We start from the raw sequence: 16,448 nt of genomic DNA on the forward strand, positions 1-16,448 counted from the left end.
GGATGGCGCCAGGTGGGGGCCTGACCTGTTTCGCATGGCGGCGAGCGGCGGACGGGAGAGCGCTCATCGGTCCGTTCCGGCGGTATGGCTGAGCAGGTCGCCTGGCTGGCAGTCGAGGGCGTCGCAGATCCTGGTCAGGGTGGTGAACCGGATGGCCTTGGCCCGGCCGTTCTTCAGAACCGAGAGATTGACCACGGTCACCCCCACCCGGTCCGCCAGTTCGGTGAGGGTCATGCCGCGCTCGGCCAGGAGCCGGTCGAGATGAACGGTGATGGCGTGGGCGTCCGGCTCGGCCGGCGACATCAGACGGTGCCTTCCAGGTCGTCGCGCATCCGCACCCCGGTGCGCAGGACGTTCGCCAGCGCCAGCAGCCCGAGCCCGACGAGCGGCACGATCACGGGGATCTCTTTGGGACCGAAGTGGGCCTCGTTCGCGGCCATCGTGTCCAGCAGCGCCATCATCGCGAAGTGCTCGATCTGCGGGGCCAGCAGGCCGCCGGCGAGCAGCCACCAGCCCAGTACGCGCACCTGGGCGGCGACCTGCGGCAGGTAGACGCCGTCGCGAGCCCGCCACAGCAGCCGCCACAACAGGAAGAACGCGCCGATCGCCAGAACGGAGCTCGGGAAGGTGGTCAGGGCCTGAAGGACGTACTGGCCGGTGTCGGGCGACCAGTCGAAGAATCGGAGCTCACTCGCCTCGGCCGTGACGCCCGGCCGGGCCCCATCCGTGTACGCGGGCTCGTCGAGACCGATGCCGTAGCTTCCGGGCGACTGGGCCATCACGTGCCGGCCGGTCAGGCCGAAGAGCCCGGCCCTGGAGTAGAGCACCAGGCCGGTGATCGCCCCGGCTATCAGGACGAGAGTCACGAAAATCGCAGGTCGACGTGCCATGCGTCCGACAGTGCTGTGTTGTGCGGCCATCGGCCCACTCCGATCAATATCGTTTCTCGATGGTATCGAAGAACGATAACATCGAAAAACAATATGGCAAGTCGCTTCGATCGACCGGGCGTCCCCCGTCGGAACCTGTGACGTGTGGGTGCTGCCGAGCGCGCGTCCAGGGTTCCGGCCTTGACGCGTAGGATCGAAATCATGCTTTCGCCGGGACGGTCGAATGCCACTGCCAAAGCCCGGCACGCCGGCTTATGCAGGGCGGTGGCCATAGCGCTGACGCTGATTTCCTGCACATTGTCGTGCACTGCTCAGGAATCCGGTCCATCTCTCCCGGGGCATCCGCAGGTGCCGCCTGAGGTTCCCGAATTCGGATTGGCTGCGGACATATGGCGGGACGCCGTTGTCACGGTTCCTGTGCGGGTCAAGGGCAGGCCGCCCATCAAGCCGGCGGCCATGTTGAGCGAGGACGAGGTTTTGCTGGTCACCTCGTCACAGATGCGGCCCACCTTTTACTCCTACGACCTTCGTGCCGGTCGGATCCGCACCCTCGGCACCGCACCGAAGTGGGCGGAATGCGGTTTGTGCTTCGAGGTCATGAGCGTGGCCACGAGTGAGACCAGCATCGTGTGGACCGCGGGGGTCTATCGCTCGGAACCGTGGAACGCGGGAAAACGGCACGTGGAACTGTGGACGATGCCCCGGTCGGGCGGTCGGATGAGACTGGTGACCTGGTTGACCGGGCATGGCGAGATACCAGAGGGCAGGCTGTCGATCATCGGTGCTGACGCCGTTTGGCGCGGAGATCGGCAGACCTATCGCGTGCCGTTGGGCGGAGGGCCCGTGCAGCGGCTCCCGTCGGCCACGCAGACGGTGCCGGCGGCTGCGCGGGAACTGGACGGGACGCGGTGCGGGCGTGAATGGTGTGTCGGTATGCGGCCCAGCCGCCTCAATGAACTGACCAGACTCGTAGTGCTGCGAAAGGACGGGACGGAACGCCGGGAAGTCGTGGCGTCGTACGGCGGGCCCCTGCTGAACGATCGGTTCGGCCTGTTCGCGGGGCCGTACGTGAATGGCAACAGGGAGATGACCTACACGGCGAAGCACCCTGCGCCACAGCCGGTTCTGTACGACCGATGCACGGAGAAATCGGGGAGGATCGGCGGGCGACTGGAGGACAGTGCCACTTACGGCGTGTCCACGGCGGGCGAGCGCGCGGCTGACCCAGAGGAACCGCTCCTGTACTGGAACTCGTCTGACCATAAATCCTGGATCGTGCTTGATCTGTCACGCATTCCAGATTCTTCATGCACGTAATGCGCGAGTCGTCCTGGGTCGGGTACGGGTGGGCGCTCGGCTGATGGTTTCGCCGCCCGGGCTGGCCGCGTGCCTGTGGAGCCGTCTCACCGGTCATGCTTCCGCATCGGTTCGTGGCGGGGCGAGTCGTCCGTGATCCGGCGCGACCCGTCCTGGGGTTCGGATCCTCCGCCGGAGAGGGGAGCGGGCTGGCGGACTGCAAAAACCGTTATTTCCGATCTTTTATGTATATTGGGTAGCTCGCGCAGGTTCAGGAGGCGGGATGACATCACCGACGGATCCGTTCGCCGACGCCGGTGACCAGGACCTGAGCAGGCTCCTGCACGGATTTCAGCAGGACCTGGCGGCGTTGGAAGGGCTGCGCGATCGGGTCGCGTCCGTCAGTGGCCGGGGTGAGGCGGCCGAGGGGCGGGTGGTGGTGAAAGTGGGGCAGACCGGCGCGCTCGTCGGGCTCACGATCGATCCGCGTGCCATGCGGCTCGGCTCCGACCGGCTCGCGGCGGCGATCATGGACGCCGCCGCGCGGGCGGCGCGCGACGCCGAGCAGCAGGCGAGCGACCTGGTGACGCCGTTCATCTCCGGCACGTTACTGGACGGCGACCGTGCCGACGGCGTTCGTGCTGATGGGGGCCGTGCTGCCAGTGCCCGTGCTGATCGGGACCATACTCGGGACCGTGCTGATCGGGATCGTGCTGATCGGGACCGGCGGTGAAGATCAGTCCCGGTCGTGCGAGCATCTACGCGTTCGGCACCCTCGGCATCGCCGCCTTCGTGTTCGAGATGCTGGCCGTCGACTACCCCGAGGGCGATCCGGACAAGGCACGCCTGGCCGCCGCCGTCTGGGGCCGCCTGGCCGCGCGCATCGAGCAGAGCCCCGACCGCACCTACCCGGCCGCGGAGTCGGTGTGGCGCCGGAACGAGGGGGGCGGGGTCGAGGAGTTCAAGTCGGCGATCACCGCCGGGCTGTACGGCCGGCCCGACGAGGACGGGTACACCGCCAAGCTCGCGAAACGGTGCCGCGACAGCAGCACGGCCTGCACGGACTACGCCGAGACGCTCAAGTCGGCCCGGGACGCGTACTGGACGCTGGCCCTGGCGAACCTCGCCAGCTTCGTCTTCATCACCACCTTTCCCTGGCAGGCCGGGGCCGCGTACCAGATCACGCAGATCCTCATCCGGCGGGCGCAGGCCGGGCTGCTGGCGAAGCTGCTGCAACACAGCATCGCCAAGATCGTGCTGAGCAAGCTGACGGAGTACACGATCGGCAGCGTCTTCTTCGCCGTGGGTGACGTGGCGGTCGTGGCGGGCGTCAAGGCGGCGCGCGGTGAGGACCCCGGCTCGCTCGGGGAGAACGCCACGCAGGCGCTGAAGGAGTTCGCCGCCTCGGTCGCCTTCTACGGGGTGTTCGACGCGGCCGCGCCCCTGGCCAGGAAGGTGACCTCGAACGCGGACGTCCAGTATTTCCTGAGCCGCCTGGCCGGCGGGTCGATCGGGTACGGCCCCTCGTACGACGCCATGAACGGGGAGACGGGCACGGACCTCATCCCCACCTGGAAGCAGACCCTGGGCCGGATCCTCCTGTACTTCACCATGGCTCACAAACCGGCGGGAGGCTGAGGACGGCATGGAGCACCACAAGGCGCAGTTCCGTTCGGCGGCGGACGCGTTCGACCTGGAAAAGAGAGACCTGGCCGCGTTCGTCATCGAGGCCGCCGCGGACCTGAACGCCATCGGCGACTTCTGGGGCGGCACCTCGGAGGGCGTGACGTTCTTCAAGGGCCAGGGCGGCGCCAGCGGTTACGAGGCGGTCGCCGGTCAGATCATCGCCGGCATCCAGGTGCTCCTCGACGCGCACGAGGAGGTCGCCGACCGGCTGCGTCTCATGACCGGCAACGTCGAGGTCGCCGACTGGGACAGCGTGGCGGCCATCCTGTCGATGCTGCCGCCCGCCGATCCCGACCAGCCGATCTGGGGCGCGGGCTGACCACGCGCCGATGAACGCCGGCCCGATCACCGGCACCCCCTTGATCGTCAAGGAGGCATCTGTCCCGGCCCCTTCCCCGAGGAGCCGTCACAGCAGCTTGTCGAGGGTGATCGGCAGGTCGCGGACGCGCCTGCCGGTCGCGTTGAAGATCGCGTTCCCCCGGCGGCCCCCGTCTCGGTGATGCCGATCTCGCCGGCCTTCGCCACGGCCGGACCGGCGCCTGACGGCGTCGCGGCCGAACGCCGGATGGCGGAGCACCGAGATGCTCCGCCATCCGCCTTGCCGGGATCGTCAGAAACGTTGCCAGGTGTTCTTCGTGCGCTGCTGGGACACCCCGGGCCTGGCGTAGTCGCACACCCCCTGCGGGAAGATCGCCCGCAGCCGTCGCCACTGCTCGTCGGTCCACGGCGTCCCGTAGCCGTCGCGCGCCGGCTGGGTCAGCCGGCACTTGACGATGTCCGCGGTGACGTCCTCGCCCGCCACCTCCCTGGGGAAGGACGCGGTCGGGTACAGCCGCTCGCACGCGCTCGCCGGGTCGCGTTCGAGGGTCTCGGCCACGAACCGCGGCTTCTCGTCACGGGTGTTGCACCCCTCGACCAGGGTGCCCGGCCGCGCGGTGGTGATCCGCTCGATCGGCTTGCCGCCGGGGCGGAGGCCGGCGAGGTTCGTCAGCCAGTGGTCCATCTGGGTCACCGCCTGCCGCACCAGCGGGCTCTCGGTGCTGAACAGCCCGTACCGGGCGTCCTCCAGCAGGCTGACGTGGTTGGCCGCGGTGCCGTTGGCCTCCTTCAGCCGCTCCCGCATGGAGAAGGTGTGGTAGCGGACGTGGATGTCACCCCAGGACACGTCGTCCCAGTACGAGCGGTAGTCGATGATCGGCGTCCGGGCCAGCCCGCGACCGCCGCTGATCACCCGCCCGGTGCGGTAGGCGATCCGGGTCGCGTCCGGGTCGGCCTCGGTCCGCCGCGGCACGACGTTCGCGTCGGCGTCGAGGCCGCCGATGCGCTCGTTGAGGTCGAGGAACTGCTCCGGCGTGATGCCGCCGTCCTTCAGCGCGCCGAGCCCGTACTGGATGCCGACGTTGTCCAGCGGCCTGCGGGCGAAGCCGGTGGCCGGGTCGGCGCCGTAGACGTTGATCGTGTGGTCGTAGACGCCGCAGCGCACGCCGCCCGGGTTGGACGTCGGGTGGTAACGCCGCTGCTCGGGGACCATGTCGCAGTCCAGCCGCGGGTCGATCCGGTTGGCGCCCCGCGACATGGCGGACACCATGGCCGCGGTCGCGAAGCCGGAGGTCCGGCGCTTCTGCTCGTCCGTCCACGCGACGGTCGTGCCGGAGGTGAAGTAGGTGTCGAGCAGTCGCGCGTCGGTGAGGAAGTTGACCGTGCCGATGCCGACCTCGGGGAACGAGCAGCCGACGACGATGCCGTCGAAGACGCCCGGGTAGTTGTCGGCGATCTGGTGGGCCTGGTACGACCCGCCCGAGCAGCCGTAGCCGATCGTGTGCTCGACCGGCCCGTGCCGCTCGACGAACAGCTCCTTCGTCATCATCGCCGACTCGGCCGCCGTGACGTCGTTGCAGTTGTTGCCGAAGACGTTCAGCGAGGACGACATCAGCGCGAACCCGCGGCCGAGCATGAACTCGTCGGTGACGGTCCCGGTGCCGCTGCCCGACCGGTACCACCCGCCCGCGCAGCCGCCGCCGAGGGTGAACACGGCCCGCCCGTTCCAGCCCGCCGGACGCACCGTGGGGGACGGCTCGGGCTCGGCCAGCGGGTCGTGCAGCATGCTCATCTGGACCACCGCGCGGTTGGCGGTGGCCGTCTCCATCCGGACGATGAACTTGGCCGCGACGCCGAGCGAGGTCGTCGTGGTGGCCAGGTCGGCGGGGTAGGTGGTGGCGCCGGCAGGCCAGCGCTTGTACGTGCCGGCGGTGCTCCGGTAGAAGTAGTCGGTCCGCGGGGTGATCGTGCAGTTCGCGTCGAGCGGCTCGCCGAGTCTGCCGCCGATCACCGGGATCGCGAACGCCGCGGTCTCGCAGGCGAACGGCTGCTCGTGCGGGCCGGAGAACACCGGGCCCTGCGCGGGGTGGTTCACCAGCGTGATCGAGGCGCGCGGCCGGTCGGGCGCGGTGACCTCGACCGTGTTCTCGCCCTCGCGCAGCCCGGTCACCAGCCCGGTGAGGTCACCGGCGCCCGGCCCGGCCCGGAAGGCGGGCGTGACGTCGGTCCGGCCGTTCAGTGTCACCCGGAGACTCTCGCGCGGGACGGCGCGGGGCAGCTCGATCCGGAGCAGCGAGTCGCCGCCGCTCACCATGTCGGCCCGGCCGGAGAGCGCCGAGATCTTCAGCTCGCCGGGCCCCGACTTGTCCGGCTCGGCGGTCACGGTGACCGTGACGGTCGCGGTCGAGCGCTCGGAGTCGTCGCCGACCCCGTAGGTGAAGGTGTCCACGCCGACGTATCCGCGGTCGGGGCGGTAGCGGAACGACCCGTCCGCGGACGTCGTCAGGGTGCCGTGGGCCGGCTCGGACCATGCCGTCACCGCGGGGGTGACGTCGTCGGGGAAGCTGTCGTTGCCGAGCACGCCGGGCGCGCCGGTCACCAGTTCGGTCCCCTCCGTGACGGTGTGGAAGTCGTCGGCGGCGGTGGGGCGCGGCGTGGGCGGTCCCTCGCCGGGCGCCCGGACGACCACCTCGTACAGGCGGGCCGCGTCCGTGCTGTGCCGCGACTTCTTCGTGATCACCAGGCGGAGCGTGTCGGTCACGAGGTCGGTGCCGAACGTGACCACCGGCTGGGTGTTGCCGACCGCGCTTCCGACGTTCACCCAGCCGTCCTCGGTCCGGGCCTCGACGGCGAAGTCCACCAGGACCGTGTCAGCGAAGGGGTTGGGCCAGCCGGAACCGCTGTAGATCCCGATCGTGCCGACCCGGGTCCTGGCCGGGAACGTGATCGTCAGCGTGGGGGTGGCGTCGCTCGCCGACGACATCCAGCGGGAGGACTCCGCGCACAGGCCGTCGACGGCGTTCTTCGCGCCGTAGCTGGAGCTGAAGGTCGAGGACGCCGTGACGGTCGCCCCCATCGCCCGGTGGCCGGTGCATTCGAGGTCCGATGCCTGGGCGGCGTTCTGCGTGGTGGTCTCGGCGGACAGCGGTGCGGCGCTCAGATGGCCCGCTGTCAGCAGGGCGGTGGTCAGCAGCGCGATGACCGAGGACCTCAGGTGCATCCTCGCGGACACGACGTCTCCTCGTCTGGAGTGGGGGGTGGGGTCGGGAGCGGGGCCGGCCCGCCGAGCACGTGGTCGGCGGGCCGGCGCCGGCTCAGGGGCCGTCGGGGTAGACGAGGTGGACCCGGATGTTGGTCCAGTTCTGCGGGCAGTTCGCCGCCTGGCAGGTGCTGGGGTCGTACACGCCGGTGAACTCAGGGCTGAGCTGCCAGGTCTTGCCGTAGTCGTAGGAGACCTCGAAGTAGGTGGACTCGTCGAGGTTCGCCGGGTCGAACGTGGTCCGGGCGTACATGCCGAACACCGGCGCGATCGCCTCCCAGCCGGGGGAGAACGAGGTCTTGCCGTCGATGATGTAGCGCTCGTCGAACAGCCGCTTCGGGTCGGCGCCGACCGGGCCGACGATGAGCCACTGGGGCCGGCCCATGAACGAGTTCTGGTTGAGCTCGTTGCTGAGGAACTTCACGTGGTTCGCGGGGACGATCTGGAAGCCGCCGCGGACGTTCTCGTCCCAGCTGAAGCCGTAGAACGGCGAGGTGGAGAAGGTCATCGCGCCGGGGTGGTTGGTGTCCATCTGGCCGATGTGGGCGAACTCCGTGCCGCCGAAGCGCCCGGTGCCCTGGACCCGCTGGACGACGTCGGCGACCCGGCGCTTGTCACCCCGGGCGTAGCCGACGTAGATCCCGCCGTTCTTCCGGTGGGCCTTGCCCGCGACCGTGTCGCCCGCGGCCCAGTTCTCGAACTCGATGTAGGTCGGCGAGGCGTTGCGCACCAGGGGCTGGTAGGCGGTGAAGCGCAGCTTCCTCGGGGGCGCGGCGTCGGGGTCGGCGCGGAAGTGCTCGGCGATGGGCAGCCAGGACTGCTTCGCCTCGTCGAAGTAGGACAGCGGCGCGCCGGTGGGCAGCGAGCTCTTCCCGCCGAAGATCCCCGAGCCGCCGGGGATGTCGGTGTAGATGGTGTCGGCCAGCCAGTTGCCATGGTCCGCGCCGATGTACCGGTCGGGGCGGACGTTGAGCAGGCTGGTGGTCCAGTCGCGGGTGCCGGTGGCCGGGTCGAAGTTCTCGTAGCGCAGCGGGTCGTAGCTCTCCTCCGGCCAGACCTTGGAGCGCAGTACGTAGACCGAGGTGGCGAGCAGGTGACCCGCGGTGCCGTCGATGGCGCGCGAGTACTTCGACGCCCAGAAGCCGTCGTTGGCCTTGACGGTGGCGGTCGCCGGCCGCTGCACGTGCCCGAGCACCGTCCGCGTGCCGTCCAGGGCGACGTGCTCGATGGCGCCGTCGGTGGAGTTGTCGATCTCGACGTGGAACTGCGCGACGAAGCGCGGCTTGTTCTCCGGCCTGGCGTGCGGGGGGATCGGCGTGCCCACCATGTTGGTGATGCCCACGGGGCCGGGCGGGCCGGACTCGAAGGACGACGCGCCGGCCGCGGTGGCGGGGGCGAGCAGCGCCACCGTGGCGAGGCTCACCCACCAGAGGCGGGCGCCACGGAGCCGGCGGTTCGTCGTGGTGGGGGGAGCGGGGGGTGTGTCCGAGCGGGCTGCTCGGCGAGCGGGAACCACGGGATGGTCCCTCCAATTCTGATGTTGCGCATTATCACAACGGCAAGTTCGGTCAGTGTTTCGACCCGATCGTCCGCCTGTCAAGATCTGGTCTTGACCGATAATGCGCATCACCATCATGATGATGCGCATTATCGAGCTGGGTTCAGCCCCTGCGGAGGTACAGATGTTCACAAAATGGCGTGGCGCTTCGCGCCTGGCGGCCGGTCTCATCGCGGTGACCGTCCTGAGCGGATGCGGCGGTGGCGGCGCCGCCGGCAGCGGTGGCTCCGGTGACGGCGCGAGCACTCTGCGGGTCTGGTTCCCCGGCAACCTCGCCGAGGAGATCTCCTGGGTGAACGAGAAGCTGGTGCCCGCGTTCGAGGCGGAGCACAAGGTCGACGTCCAGGTCGAGTTCGTCGACTGGGCCAACCTCGCGACGCGCCTGTCCACCGCCTTCGCCGGCGGCACCGCACCCGACGTCTTCGGGCACGGCAACGCCGCGGCGGCCGGATACGCCGCCAACGACCGGGTGATCGCGCTGGACGACTACCTCGCCAAGATGCCCGCCACCGACACGGCGGACCTGACCTTCCTCGACCAGGGCAAGGTGGGCGGCAAGCAGGTCATCATGCCGCTGCGCGGCTTCGGCCACCTGCTCGCCTACCGCACCGACCTGTTCCAGGAGGCGGGCCTCGACCCGGCCGCCCCGCCCGCCACCTGGCAGGACCTGCGCGCGGCGGCGGACCGGCTCGTCGTCCGCGACGGCGACGCCATCACCCGCTCCGGCGTGATCTTCCCCGCCGACGACCCGACGAGCATGTCGCAGGCGTTCGGCAGCTTCCTGTTCCAGGCCGGCGGGTCCTTCGCCGACGAGAGCGGCACGAAGGTCACCTGGAACTCCGAGGCGGGCAAGCGCGCGCTCGGGTTCCTCGCCGAGTTCTACAACGGCCCGAAGGCGGTCTCCACCGGCCTGGGCGAGGCGACGAGCGGGGCGGGGGCGCAGCACCCGCTGGTCACCGGACGCGCGGCCATGGCCGTGCTTGACGAGGCGACGCTCAAGAGCATCCACGAGCAGTCCCCCGACGTCGCCGCGAAGATCAAGCTGGCCCCGCCGCTGAAGGACACCACCGCGGCGTCGTTCGGCGGAGCCGGCAACGGGCTGTTCATCAGCGCCGACTCCGGCCACAAGGACCAGGCGTGGGAGTTCATCGAGTTCCTGCTCAAGCCGGCCAACGCCAAGGCGTACGTCCAGGCCGTCGGCGGCATCCCGGCGCGCGCCTCCCTGGCCGACGACCCCGAACTGTCCGCCCTGCCGTACATCAAGCCCTACATGGACGCCGCCGCCCAGTTCCGCGGCAACCCCAACGTCGAGACCTGGACGCAGCAGCGCGAGGCGCTGGCCAAGGAGATCGAGGCCGTGCTGCGCGGCAAGGCGACCGCCGGCGAGGCGCTCGACCGCGCGGCGGCGCAGGCCGCGAGCCTGGCCACGCAGAACTGATCGCGGACGGATGACGCCACATCATGAAGACTGAGACCCGGCCGCCGGGACCGCCCCCCGGGCCCGATCCCGTGGCAGTGCGCCGGCCGAGGCGGAGCGCGCTGCACTCGGCCCAGCGCAGGGCGGGCTGGCTCCTGGTCCTGCCCGCCGTGCTCGCGCTGTCGCTGGTCACGATCATCCCGATCGGGTACGGCTTCTATCTGAGCCTGACCTCGTACAACCCCGTCGAACGCGGCGGGCCCAGGTTCCACGGCCTGGACGGCTACCTCGCCGTGCTCGGGTCCGGCGAGTTCTGGCACGCCATCTGGATCACCGTCCAGTACTCCTTCGGCACGCTGATCCTGGCCGTGCCGGCGGCCCTCGCCCTGGCGCTCCTGGTCAACGGCCGGTTTCCGGGTGTGGCTCTGTTCCGCGCGGTGCTCTACCTGCCGCGCGTGGTGCCGCTGGTGGCGGTGAGCATGATCTGGCTGTGGCTGTACTCCCACGACGGGCTGTTCAACTACCTGCTGGATCTGGTCGGGCTGCCGCCGGTGGACTTCCTCACCGACGAGGACACCGCGCTGGCCTCGCTGATCGGGATGCGGGCCTGGAAGGCGCTCGGCGGCAGCATGATCATTTTCCTGGCGGGGCTCCAGGCGGTCCCGGCCTCGCTGCTGGAGGCCGCGTCCGTGGACGGCTGCGGACGCTGGCGGACGCTGCGGCACGTGATCCTGCCGCTGCTCGTGCCGATCACGACGTACGTGGTCGTGGTCGACCTCATCTACCTCGCCCAGTCCTTCTCCGAGATCTACGTCCTGACCTCCGGAGGTCCGCTGTCCTCCACGACCGTCCTGAACATGCTGATCTACAACGAGGCATTCGAGCACTACCGGCTCGGCAACGCCAGCGCCATGGCGTTCCTGCTGTTCTGCCTGATCTTCGGCCTCGCCTACCTCAGCATCCGCACGATGACCAGAGGAGGCCGCCGGTGAGCGCGCCTACGGCCCGGAGTTCACGACCGGGCGCCGGCCGGCGCAGGGCGGTGCTCGCCGGGGTGGTCACCCTGCTGGTGGCGATGCCGTTCGTCTGGATGGTGTCGCTGGCCTTCAAGCCGAAGACCGAGGTGTTCAGCTACCCGCCGAAGCTGCTGCCCGACCAGCCGACGCTGGACAACTTCGCCTACGTCTGGAACTCCACGAACATCCCCGGGGCGATGGCCAACAGCCTGATCGTGGCGACGCTCACGGTCGCGGGGAACTGCGTCGCGGCGGCGGCGGCCGGCTACGCCCTGGCGCGGATCGACTTCCGCGGCTCGCGCCTGCTGTTCAGCACGGTGCTGGGCAGCGCCATGGTGCCGTCCATCGTGCAGTTGATCCCGCTGTTCCTCATCGTCAAGGGCTTCCCGCTGGCCGGCGGCAACGACCTGTTCGGCCAGGGCGGCACCGGGCTGCTGGACTCGCACGTCGGGCTCGTGCTGCCGATGCTGGTGCAGCCGCTGAACATCTACCTCGCCCGGCAGTACTTCCTCGACATGCCCGGCGAACTGGCGGAGGCCGGCCGGCTGGACGGCGCGGGAGAGCTGCGCATCTTCTGGCAGATCTACCTGCCGCTGGCCCGGCCGATCGTCGCCACCATCGCCATCCTGTCCTTCACCGGAGCCTGGGAGGACTTCCTGTGGCCGCTGGTGGCGGTGTCGTCACCGCAGATGCAGACGTTGCCGCTGGCGCTCAGCTCGTTCGCGGGCAGCGGCGTGACCCAGTACGGCCCGCTGATGGCCGGGACGTTCCTGGCGATCGTCCCCGTCCTGGTGATCTTCGTCGCGGGGCAGCGGCACTTCGTGCAGGGGCTCGGAGCGGGAGGGGTGAAGGGATGAACCACAGCACAGCGGTCGTGACGCTGCTCCCGCTCGACGACCGGCCGGTGAACACCGGCCACGTCGCCGGGCTGGCCGGCACCGCCGGAACCCGGCTGCGGCTCCCACCGGCCGGGCTCCTGCCGGCCCGTGGCGTGCCCGCGGACATGGACGGCACGGCCCGGTGGCTGGAGCACGCCGCCGGTGACAGCGACGCCGTCGTGGTCAGCGTCAACCAGCTCGCCTGCGGCGGATTCGTCGCCTCGCGGCGCACCACCGAGCCGCTGGCCCGGACGCTGGCCCGCCTGGACGTGCTGCGCCGCATCCGGGCGGCCCGGCCGGAGCTTCCCGTGCACGCCTTCGTGACACTGATGCGGACCAGGAAGACCGACGGCGCCGGGGCCGAACCGGAGTACTGGGACGGGTACGGCCGGCGCTTCTTCGCCCTGTCCGAGGAGCTCTACCGGGCCGAACACGGACGCCCGGACGCGGCGGCGCGGGCCAGGGCGGAGATCCCCGAGCCGTTCGTCGCGGACTTCTTCACCCGGCGGATGCGCCTGCACGCCCTGCAGTTGGCCTGCGTCGAGCTGGTGGCGGAGGGAGTCGTCGACACGCTGTCGATCCTGGTGGAGGACAGCACGGTCGAGAGTGTGTCCACGAGCGAGCGGGAGTGGCTGGAGTCCTGGATCGCCCGCCTCGGCCTGGGCGGGCGGATCCGCTGCCTGCCCGGCGCCGACGAGGCCGGCGCCGTGCTCACCACGCGGGCCGCGCTGGAGCACGCCGGCCTGCGCCCCAGGGTGGCCGTCGCCTGCCCCGACCCGGACGCGCTCGGCCGGATCGCGGCGTACGAGGACGTGCCCGTCGGCGACACGATCGCCGACCAGATCGCCGCCATCGGCGCCGTCCTGGTCGAGGACGCCGGCCGGGCCGACCTGGTGCTCGCCGTGCACCCGCCCGGCCTGCCCCCGCGCGACTGGTGCTCGGTGCAGGAGCAGCCGGAGCGGCCAGGGGACGACGCGGCCCGCCTCGCCGTCCGGGTCCGCGACCTGCTGGACGCGGGACGCCCCGTCGCGGTCGCGGACGTCGCCGACGCCAACGGCGCCGACCCCGTGCTGGTCACGGCGTTGCGCGCGGCCGGCCTGCTCCCGCGCCTGGCCGGGTACGCGGCCTGGAACACCGCGGGCAACACGATCGGCAGCGCGCTGGCCCAGGGGTGCAGCCGCCTGCTGGCCGACGGCGACCGTCGGCTGGCCGAGCACGCCCGCACCCTCACCCACCGTCTGCTCGACGACTGGGGGTACCAGACCCGCGCGCGGAGCGGGGTGTCGACCGCCCGGCCGGACCTGGTGGAGCGGGAACTGGGCGATCTGCTCGCGGATCTCGGCCCGCCCGCCGACAAGTTTCGCATTGTGCCCGGCAGCGTGTGCTTCCCGTGGGATCGTCCGTTCGAGATTGCCTTTGAGCTGGAGCACCTCGAGGAAGGGAACGATCGCCGGTGAAGGATGCGCCTCGCCGCAGGCCGCGCCAGTCGGACATCGCCAAGCTGGCCGGTGTCTCGCAGACCACGGTCTCCATAGTGATCAACGGCCGGGAGTCGGACACCATCAGGATCCCCCCGGAGACCAGGCGGCACGTCTTCGAGGTGGCCCGATCCCTGGGCTACGTCGTCGATCCGGTGGCCCGGAGCCTGGCCGGCGGCATGAACCGCCTGATCGGCGTCTACACGTTCGAGTCGATGTTCCCGATGGACCATCACGACTTCTACTACCCGTTCCTGGTGGGGATCGAGGCCGCGGCCGAGGCGCTCGGCTACGACATGCTGATGTTCACCAGCGCCACCGGCTCGGACGGCAGCAGGTCGATCTACCGCGATGGCGTCAACCGGCTGGGGCTCGCCGACGGCTGCGTGCTGCTCGGCAAGGAGACCAACCGCGACGACATCGTCCGGCTGCGGGACGAGGGGTTCAGGTTCGCGCTGGTCGGCCGTCGTGACGTGCCCGGCCCCATCGCCTACGTCACCGCGGACTACGCGAGCGCGACCGCGCAGGTCGTCGACCACCTGGTGGGCCTCGGGCACGAGCGCATCGCCTACCTGACGGCGGCGGATCCGAGCGAACCGTCCGCCGACCGTGACGCCGGGTTCCGGGCCGCCCAGAGCCGGCACGGGCTGGACACCGACGGGCTCGTCCTGCCGGTCCGCAAGGAGGACGGACCGTCGGCCGAGGAGGTGCGGCGGCTGCTGGCGGCCGGCGCCACCGCGTTCGTCGCCCACGAGTCGGTGGTCGCGCTGCGGCTGCTCGGACTCCTCGAAGGGATGGGCGTCGACGTGCCCGGCGCGTGCTCGGTGGCCGCGCTCAGCGACCCGCCGCACGACGTACCGGGCCCGGAGCTCACCTGCTTCCGGATCCCGGGACGGGAGATGGGGACGCGCGCGGTCGAGTTGCTGGTCCGGCAGCTCGAGTCGGAGGAAGAGGTCGAGCCCGAGGCCGTCGCGCTGTCATGCACCTTCGTCGCTGGACAGACCAGCGGCCCGAATCGAAAGGAATCATGAGTGACCGAGTTCCGCGCAGACGTACTGGTGGTCGGTGGGGGGCTGGGCGGCGTCGCGGCCGCGCTGGCCGCGGCCAGGAACGGCGCGCAGGTGGTGCTCACCGAGGAGTCGGCCTGGCTGGGCGGGCAGCTCACGACGCAGCTCGTCCCGCCCGACGAACATCCCTGGATCGAGGCGTTCGGCAGCACCGCGAGTTACCGGCGGCTGCGCGACGGCATCCGTGAGTACTACCGCAGCGGGTATCCGCTGCGGTCCGCGTCGAGGTCGCTGGCGCACCTGAACCCCGGCGGCGGCCGGGTCGGCCCGCTGTGCCACGAGCCGCGGGTGGCCCTGGCGGTGATCGACGCCATGCTCGCCCCGTGGCAGGCGGCCGGGCAGATCACCGTGCTGCGCCGGCACGTCCCGGCGACCGCCGAGGTGGACGGCGACCACGTGACGGCGGTGGGCTTCCACGACCTGGAGACGGGCGGCGACGTCACCGTCACAGCCAGGTTCGTCCTGGACGCCACCGAGGCCGGGGACGTGCTGCCGATCACCGGCACCGAGTTCGTGACCGGCGCCGAGTCGCAGGCCGACACCGGCGAGCCGCACGCCGCGGCGACCGCGCGGCCGGACAACATGCAGGCGGTGTCGGTGTGCTTCGCGCTCTCCCACCACGAGGGGGAGAACCACACGATCGACAAGCCGGACGACTACGCCGCATGGCGGGCGGTGGCTCCCGAGTGGTGGCACGGCCCCCAGTTCGGCTGGGTCGCCCCGCACCCGCACACGCTGGAACCCCGGCGCTACGTCTTCACCCCGAACCCGGACGACGACCCGACGGCCATCGTCGCCGACCAGAGCAAGGACCCGGGGTCGGACGAACTGTGGACGTTCCGGCGGATCCTGGCCCGCAACCACTTCCGGCCGGGCGCGTTCGACAGCGACCTCACCGTCGTGAACTGGCCGATGATCGACTACCTGGGCGGTCCGGTCTTCGGCGGCACCGCCGAGCAGAACGCGGCCCACGCCGCCGCGGCGCGGGCGCAGAGCCTGAGCTTCCTGTACTGGCTGCAGGCCGAGGCGCCCCGGCCCGACGGCGGCTCCGGCTGGCCGGGGCTGCGGCCGCGTCCCGACGTCACCGGCACCGCCGACGGCCTGGCGATGCGCCCGTACATCAGGGAGTCGCGGCGGATCCGCGGGCAGTACCGGATCGTGGAGCAGGACCTCGCGGTGGCGGTACGTCCCGAGGGGCCCGTCTCCTACCACGACAGCGTGGGGGTCGGCTCGTACCGGATCGACCTGCACCCCTCGACCGGCGGGGACAACTACATCGACGTGCCGGCCTGGCCGTTCCAGGTGCCGATGCGCGCGCTGGTTCCCGAGCGGGTGCGGAACGTGATCGCCGCGGGCAAGAACATCAGCACCACGCACATCACCAACGGGTGCTACCGGCTCCACCCGGTCGAGTGGACCGTGGGCGAGGCGGCCGGTCACCTGGCCGCGTTCTGCGTGGCCCGCGACACCGAGCCGCACCAGGTCACCGCGACCGCGGGCCTGCTGGCCGACGTCCAGCGATCGATGGCCGGCCAGGGCATGGAGCTGAACTGGCCGAACGTCACCTACTACTGAGGCGGAGTGC

Annotated in this window: 15 protein-coding genes; 10 read left to right on the plus strand and 5 right to left on the minus strand. The window is 70.7% G+C overall.

All coding sequences use genetic code 11. From position 1 onward, the window contains the following. Window positions 1-63 precede the first annotated feature (63 nt). Both FAF44_RS07860 and FAF44_RS07865 read right to left on the minus strand, forming a co-directional pair. The gene (locus tag FAF44_RS07860) at window positions 64-303 is read right to left on the minus strand and encodes a helix-turn-helix transcriptional regulator (protein ID WP_237102369.1); all 240 of its coding nucleotides are present in this window, start codon (window positions 301-303) and stop codon (window positions 64-66) included. Continuing rightward, complete coding sequence (locus tag FAF44_RS07865) at window positions 303-890, minus strand: hypothetical protein (RefSeq protein WP_237102370.1); 588 nt, start codon at window positions 888-890, stop codon at window positions 303-305. Before FAF44_RS07865 ends, FAF44_RS07860 begins: the two co-directional genes overlap by 1 nt. Before the next feature lie 264 nt (window positions 891-1,154). Here FAF44_RS07865 and FAF44_RS07870 point away from each other — a divergent pair, with 264 nt between their 5' ends. The 4 genes from FAF44_RS07870 (at window position 1,155) to FAF44_RS07885 (ending at window position 4,191) form a co-directional block, all read left to right on the plus strand. Then, on the plus strand, window positions 1,155-2,207 hold the full coding sequence (locus FAF44_RS07870) for a hypothetical protein (RefSeq protein WP_237102371.1): 1,053 nt from the start codon (window positions 1,155-1,157) through the stop codon (window positions 2,205-2,207). A gap of 262 nt (window positions 2,208-2,469) precedes the next feature. After that, on the plus strand, window positions 2,470-2,919 hold the full coding sequence (locus tag FAF44_RS07875) for a YbaB/EbfC family nucleoid-associated protein (RefSeq protein ID WP_237102372.1): 450 nt from the start codon (window positions 2,470-2,472) through the stop codon (window positions 2,917-2,919). Then, window positions 2,916-3,824: a hypothetical protein gene (locus tag FAF44_RS07880; protein ID WP_237102373.1), complete on the plus strand. Its 909-nt coding sequence runs from the start codon at window positions 2,916-2,918 to the stop codon at window positions 3,822-3,824. Before FAF44_RS07875 ends, FAF44_RS07880 begins: the two co-directional genes overlap by 4 nt. Before the next feature lie 7 nt (window positions 3,825-3,831). Then, the gene (locus FAF44_RS07885) at window positions 3,832-4,191 is read left to right on the plus strand and encodes a hypothetical protein (RefSeq protein WP_237102374.1); all 360 of its coding nucleotides are present in this window, start codon (window positions 3,832-3,834) and stop codon (window positions 4,189-4,191) included. Window positions 4,192-4,278: 87 nt separating this feature from the next. On the opposite strand, the gene FAF44_RS07890 is transcribed toward FAF44_RS07885, so the two are convergent. The 3 genes from FAF44_RS07890 to FAF44_RS07900 form a co-directional block, all read right to left on the minus strand. Beyond that, window positions 4,279-4,449, minus strand: a complete 171-nt coding sequence (locus FAF44_RS07890) for a hypothetical protein (RefSeq protein WP_237102375.1) — start codon at window positions 4,447-4,449, stop codon at window positions 4,279-4,281. Between the two features lie 33 nt (window positions 4,450-4,482). Continuing rightward, a complete protein-coding gene (locus tag FAF44_RS07895; protein ID WP_237102376.1) occupies window positions 4,483-7,422 on the minus strand; it encodes a DUF6351 family protein in 2,940 nt (979 codons plus the stop codon). An 82-nt stretch (window positions 7,423-7,504) separates the two neighbouring features. Next, entirely contained in the window at window positions 7,505-8,872 is a 1,368-nt protein-coding gene (locus FAF44_RS07900; protein WP_237102377.1) for a hypothetical protein, read from the minus strand. A gap of 259 nt (window positions 8,873-9,131) precedes the next feature. Here FAF44_RS07900 and FAF44_RS07905 point away from each other — a divergent pair, with 259 nt between their 5' ends. The 6 genes from FAF44_RS07905 to FAF44_RS07930 are packed head-to-tail and all read left to right on the plus strand — an operon-like array spanning window position 9,132 to window position 16,438. Then, complete coding sequence (locus FAF44_RS07905) at window positions 9,132-10,445, plus strand: ABC transporter substrate-binding protein (RefSeq protein WP_237102378.1); 1,314 nt, start codon at window positions 9,132-9,134, stop codon at window positions 10,443-10,445. Between the two features lie 23 nt (window positions 10,446-10,468). Then, on the plus strand, window positions 10,469-11,416 hold the full coding sequence (locus FAF44_RS07910; RefSeq protein WP_237102379.1) for a carbohydrate ABC transporter permease: 948 nt from the start codon (window positions 10,469-10,471) through the stop codon (window positions 11,414-11,416). Further along, window positions 11,413-12,297 carry a carbohydrate ABC transporter permease gene (locus tag FAF44_RS07915; protein ID WP_237102380.1) on the plus strand — a complete coding sequence of 295 codons (885 nt, stop codon included), beginning with the start codon at window positions 11,413-11,415 and terminating at the stop codon, window positions 12,295-12,297. Before FAF44_RS07910 ends, FAF44_RS07915 begins: the two co-directional genes overlap by 4 nt. Further along, complete coding sequence (locus FAF44_RS07920) at window positions 12,294-13,775, plus strand: DUF4127 family protein (RefSeq protein ID WP_237102381.1); 1,482 nt, start codon at window positions 12,294-12,296, stop codon at window positions 13,773-13,775. The genes FAF44_RS07915 and FAF44_RS07920 overlap by 4 nt, the downstream gene beginning before the upstream one ends. Further along, the gene (locus tag FAF44_RS07925; RefSeq protein ID WP_237102382.1) at window positions 13,772-14,827 is read left to right on the plus strand and encodes a LacI family DNA-binding transcriptional regulator; all 1,056 of its coding nucleotides are present in this window, start codon (window positions 13,772-13,774) and stop codon (window positions 14,825-14,827) included. Before FAF44_RS07920 ends, FAF44_RS07925 begins: the two co-directional genes overlap by 4 nt. Beyond that, complete coding sequence (locus FAF44_RS07930) at window positions 14,828-16,438, plus strand: FAD-dependent oxidoreductase (protein ID WP_237102383.1); 1,611 nt, start codon at window positions 14,828-14,830, stop codon at window positions 16,436-16,438. Window positions 16,439-16,448 lie beyond the last annotated feature (10 nt).

It is taken from the genome of Nonomuraea sp. MG754425 (genome assembly GCF_021699195.1).
In the GTDB taxonomy this organism is placed as follows: domain Bacteria; phylum Actinomycetota; class Actinomycetes; order Streptosporangiales; family Streptosporangiaceae; genus Nonomuraea.

What these genes read in the sequence shown, in the direction of transcription:
- FAF44_RS07860 (WP_237102369.1), bottom strand. Translation starts at nt 303, where the DNA reads ATGTCGCCGGCCGAGCCGGACGCCCACGCCATCACCGTTCATCTCGAC.
- FAF44_RS07865 (WP_237102370.1), bottom strand. Translation starts at nt 890, where the DNA reads ATGGCACGTCGACCTGCGATTTTCGTGACTCTCGTCCTGATAGCCGGG.
- FAF44_RS07875 (WP_237102372.1), top strand. Translation starts at nt 2,470, where the DNA reads ATGACATCACCGACGGATCCGTTCGCCGACGCCGGTGACCAGGACCTG.
- FAF44_RS07885 (WP_237102374.1), top strand. Translation starts at nt 3,832, where the DNA reads ATGGAGCACCACAAGGCGCAGTTCCGTTCGGCGGCGGACGCGTTCGAC.
- FAF44_RS07905 (WP_237102378.1), top strand. Translation starts at nt 9,132, where the DNA reads ATGTTCACAAAATGGCGTGGCGCTTCGCGCCTGGCGGCCGGTCTCATC.
- FAF44_RS07910 (WP_237102379.1), top strand. Translation starts at nt 10,469, where the DNA reads ATGAAGACTGAGACCCGGCCGCCGGGACCGCCCCCCGGGCCCGATCCC.
- FAF44_RS07920 (WP_237102381.1), top strand. Translation starts at nt 12,294, where the DNA reads ATGAACCACAGCACAGCGGTCGTGACGCTGCTCCCGCTCGACGACCGG.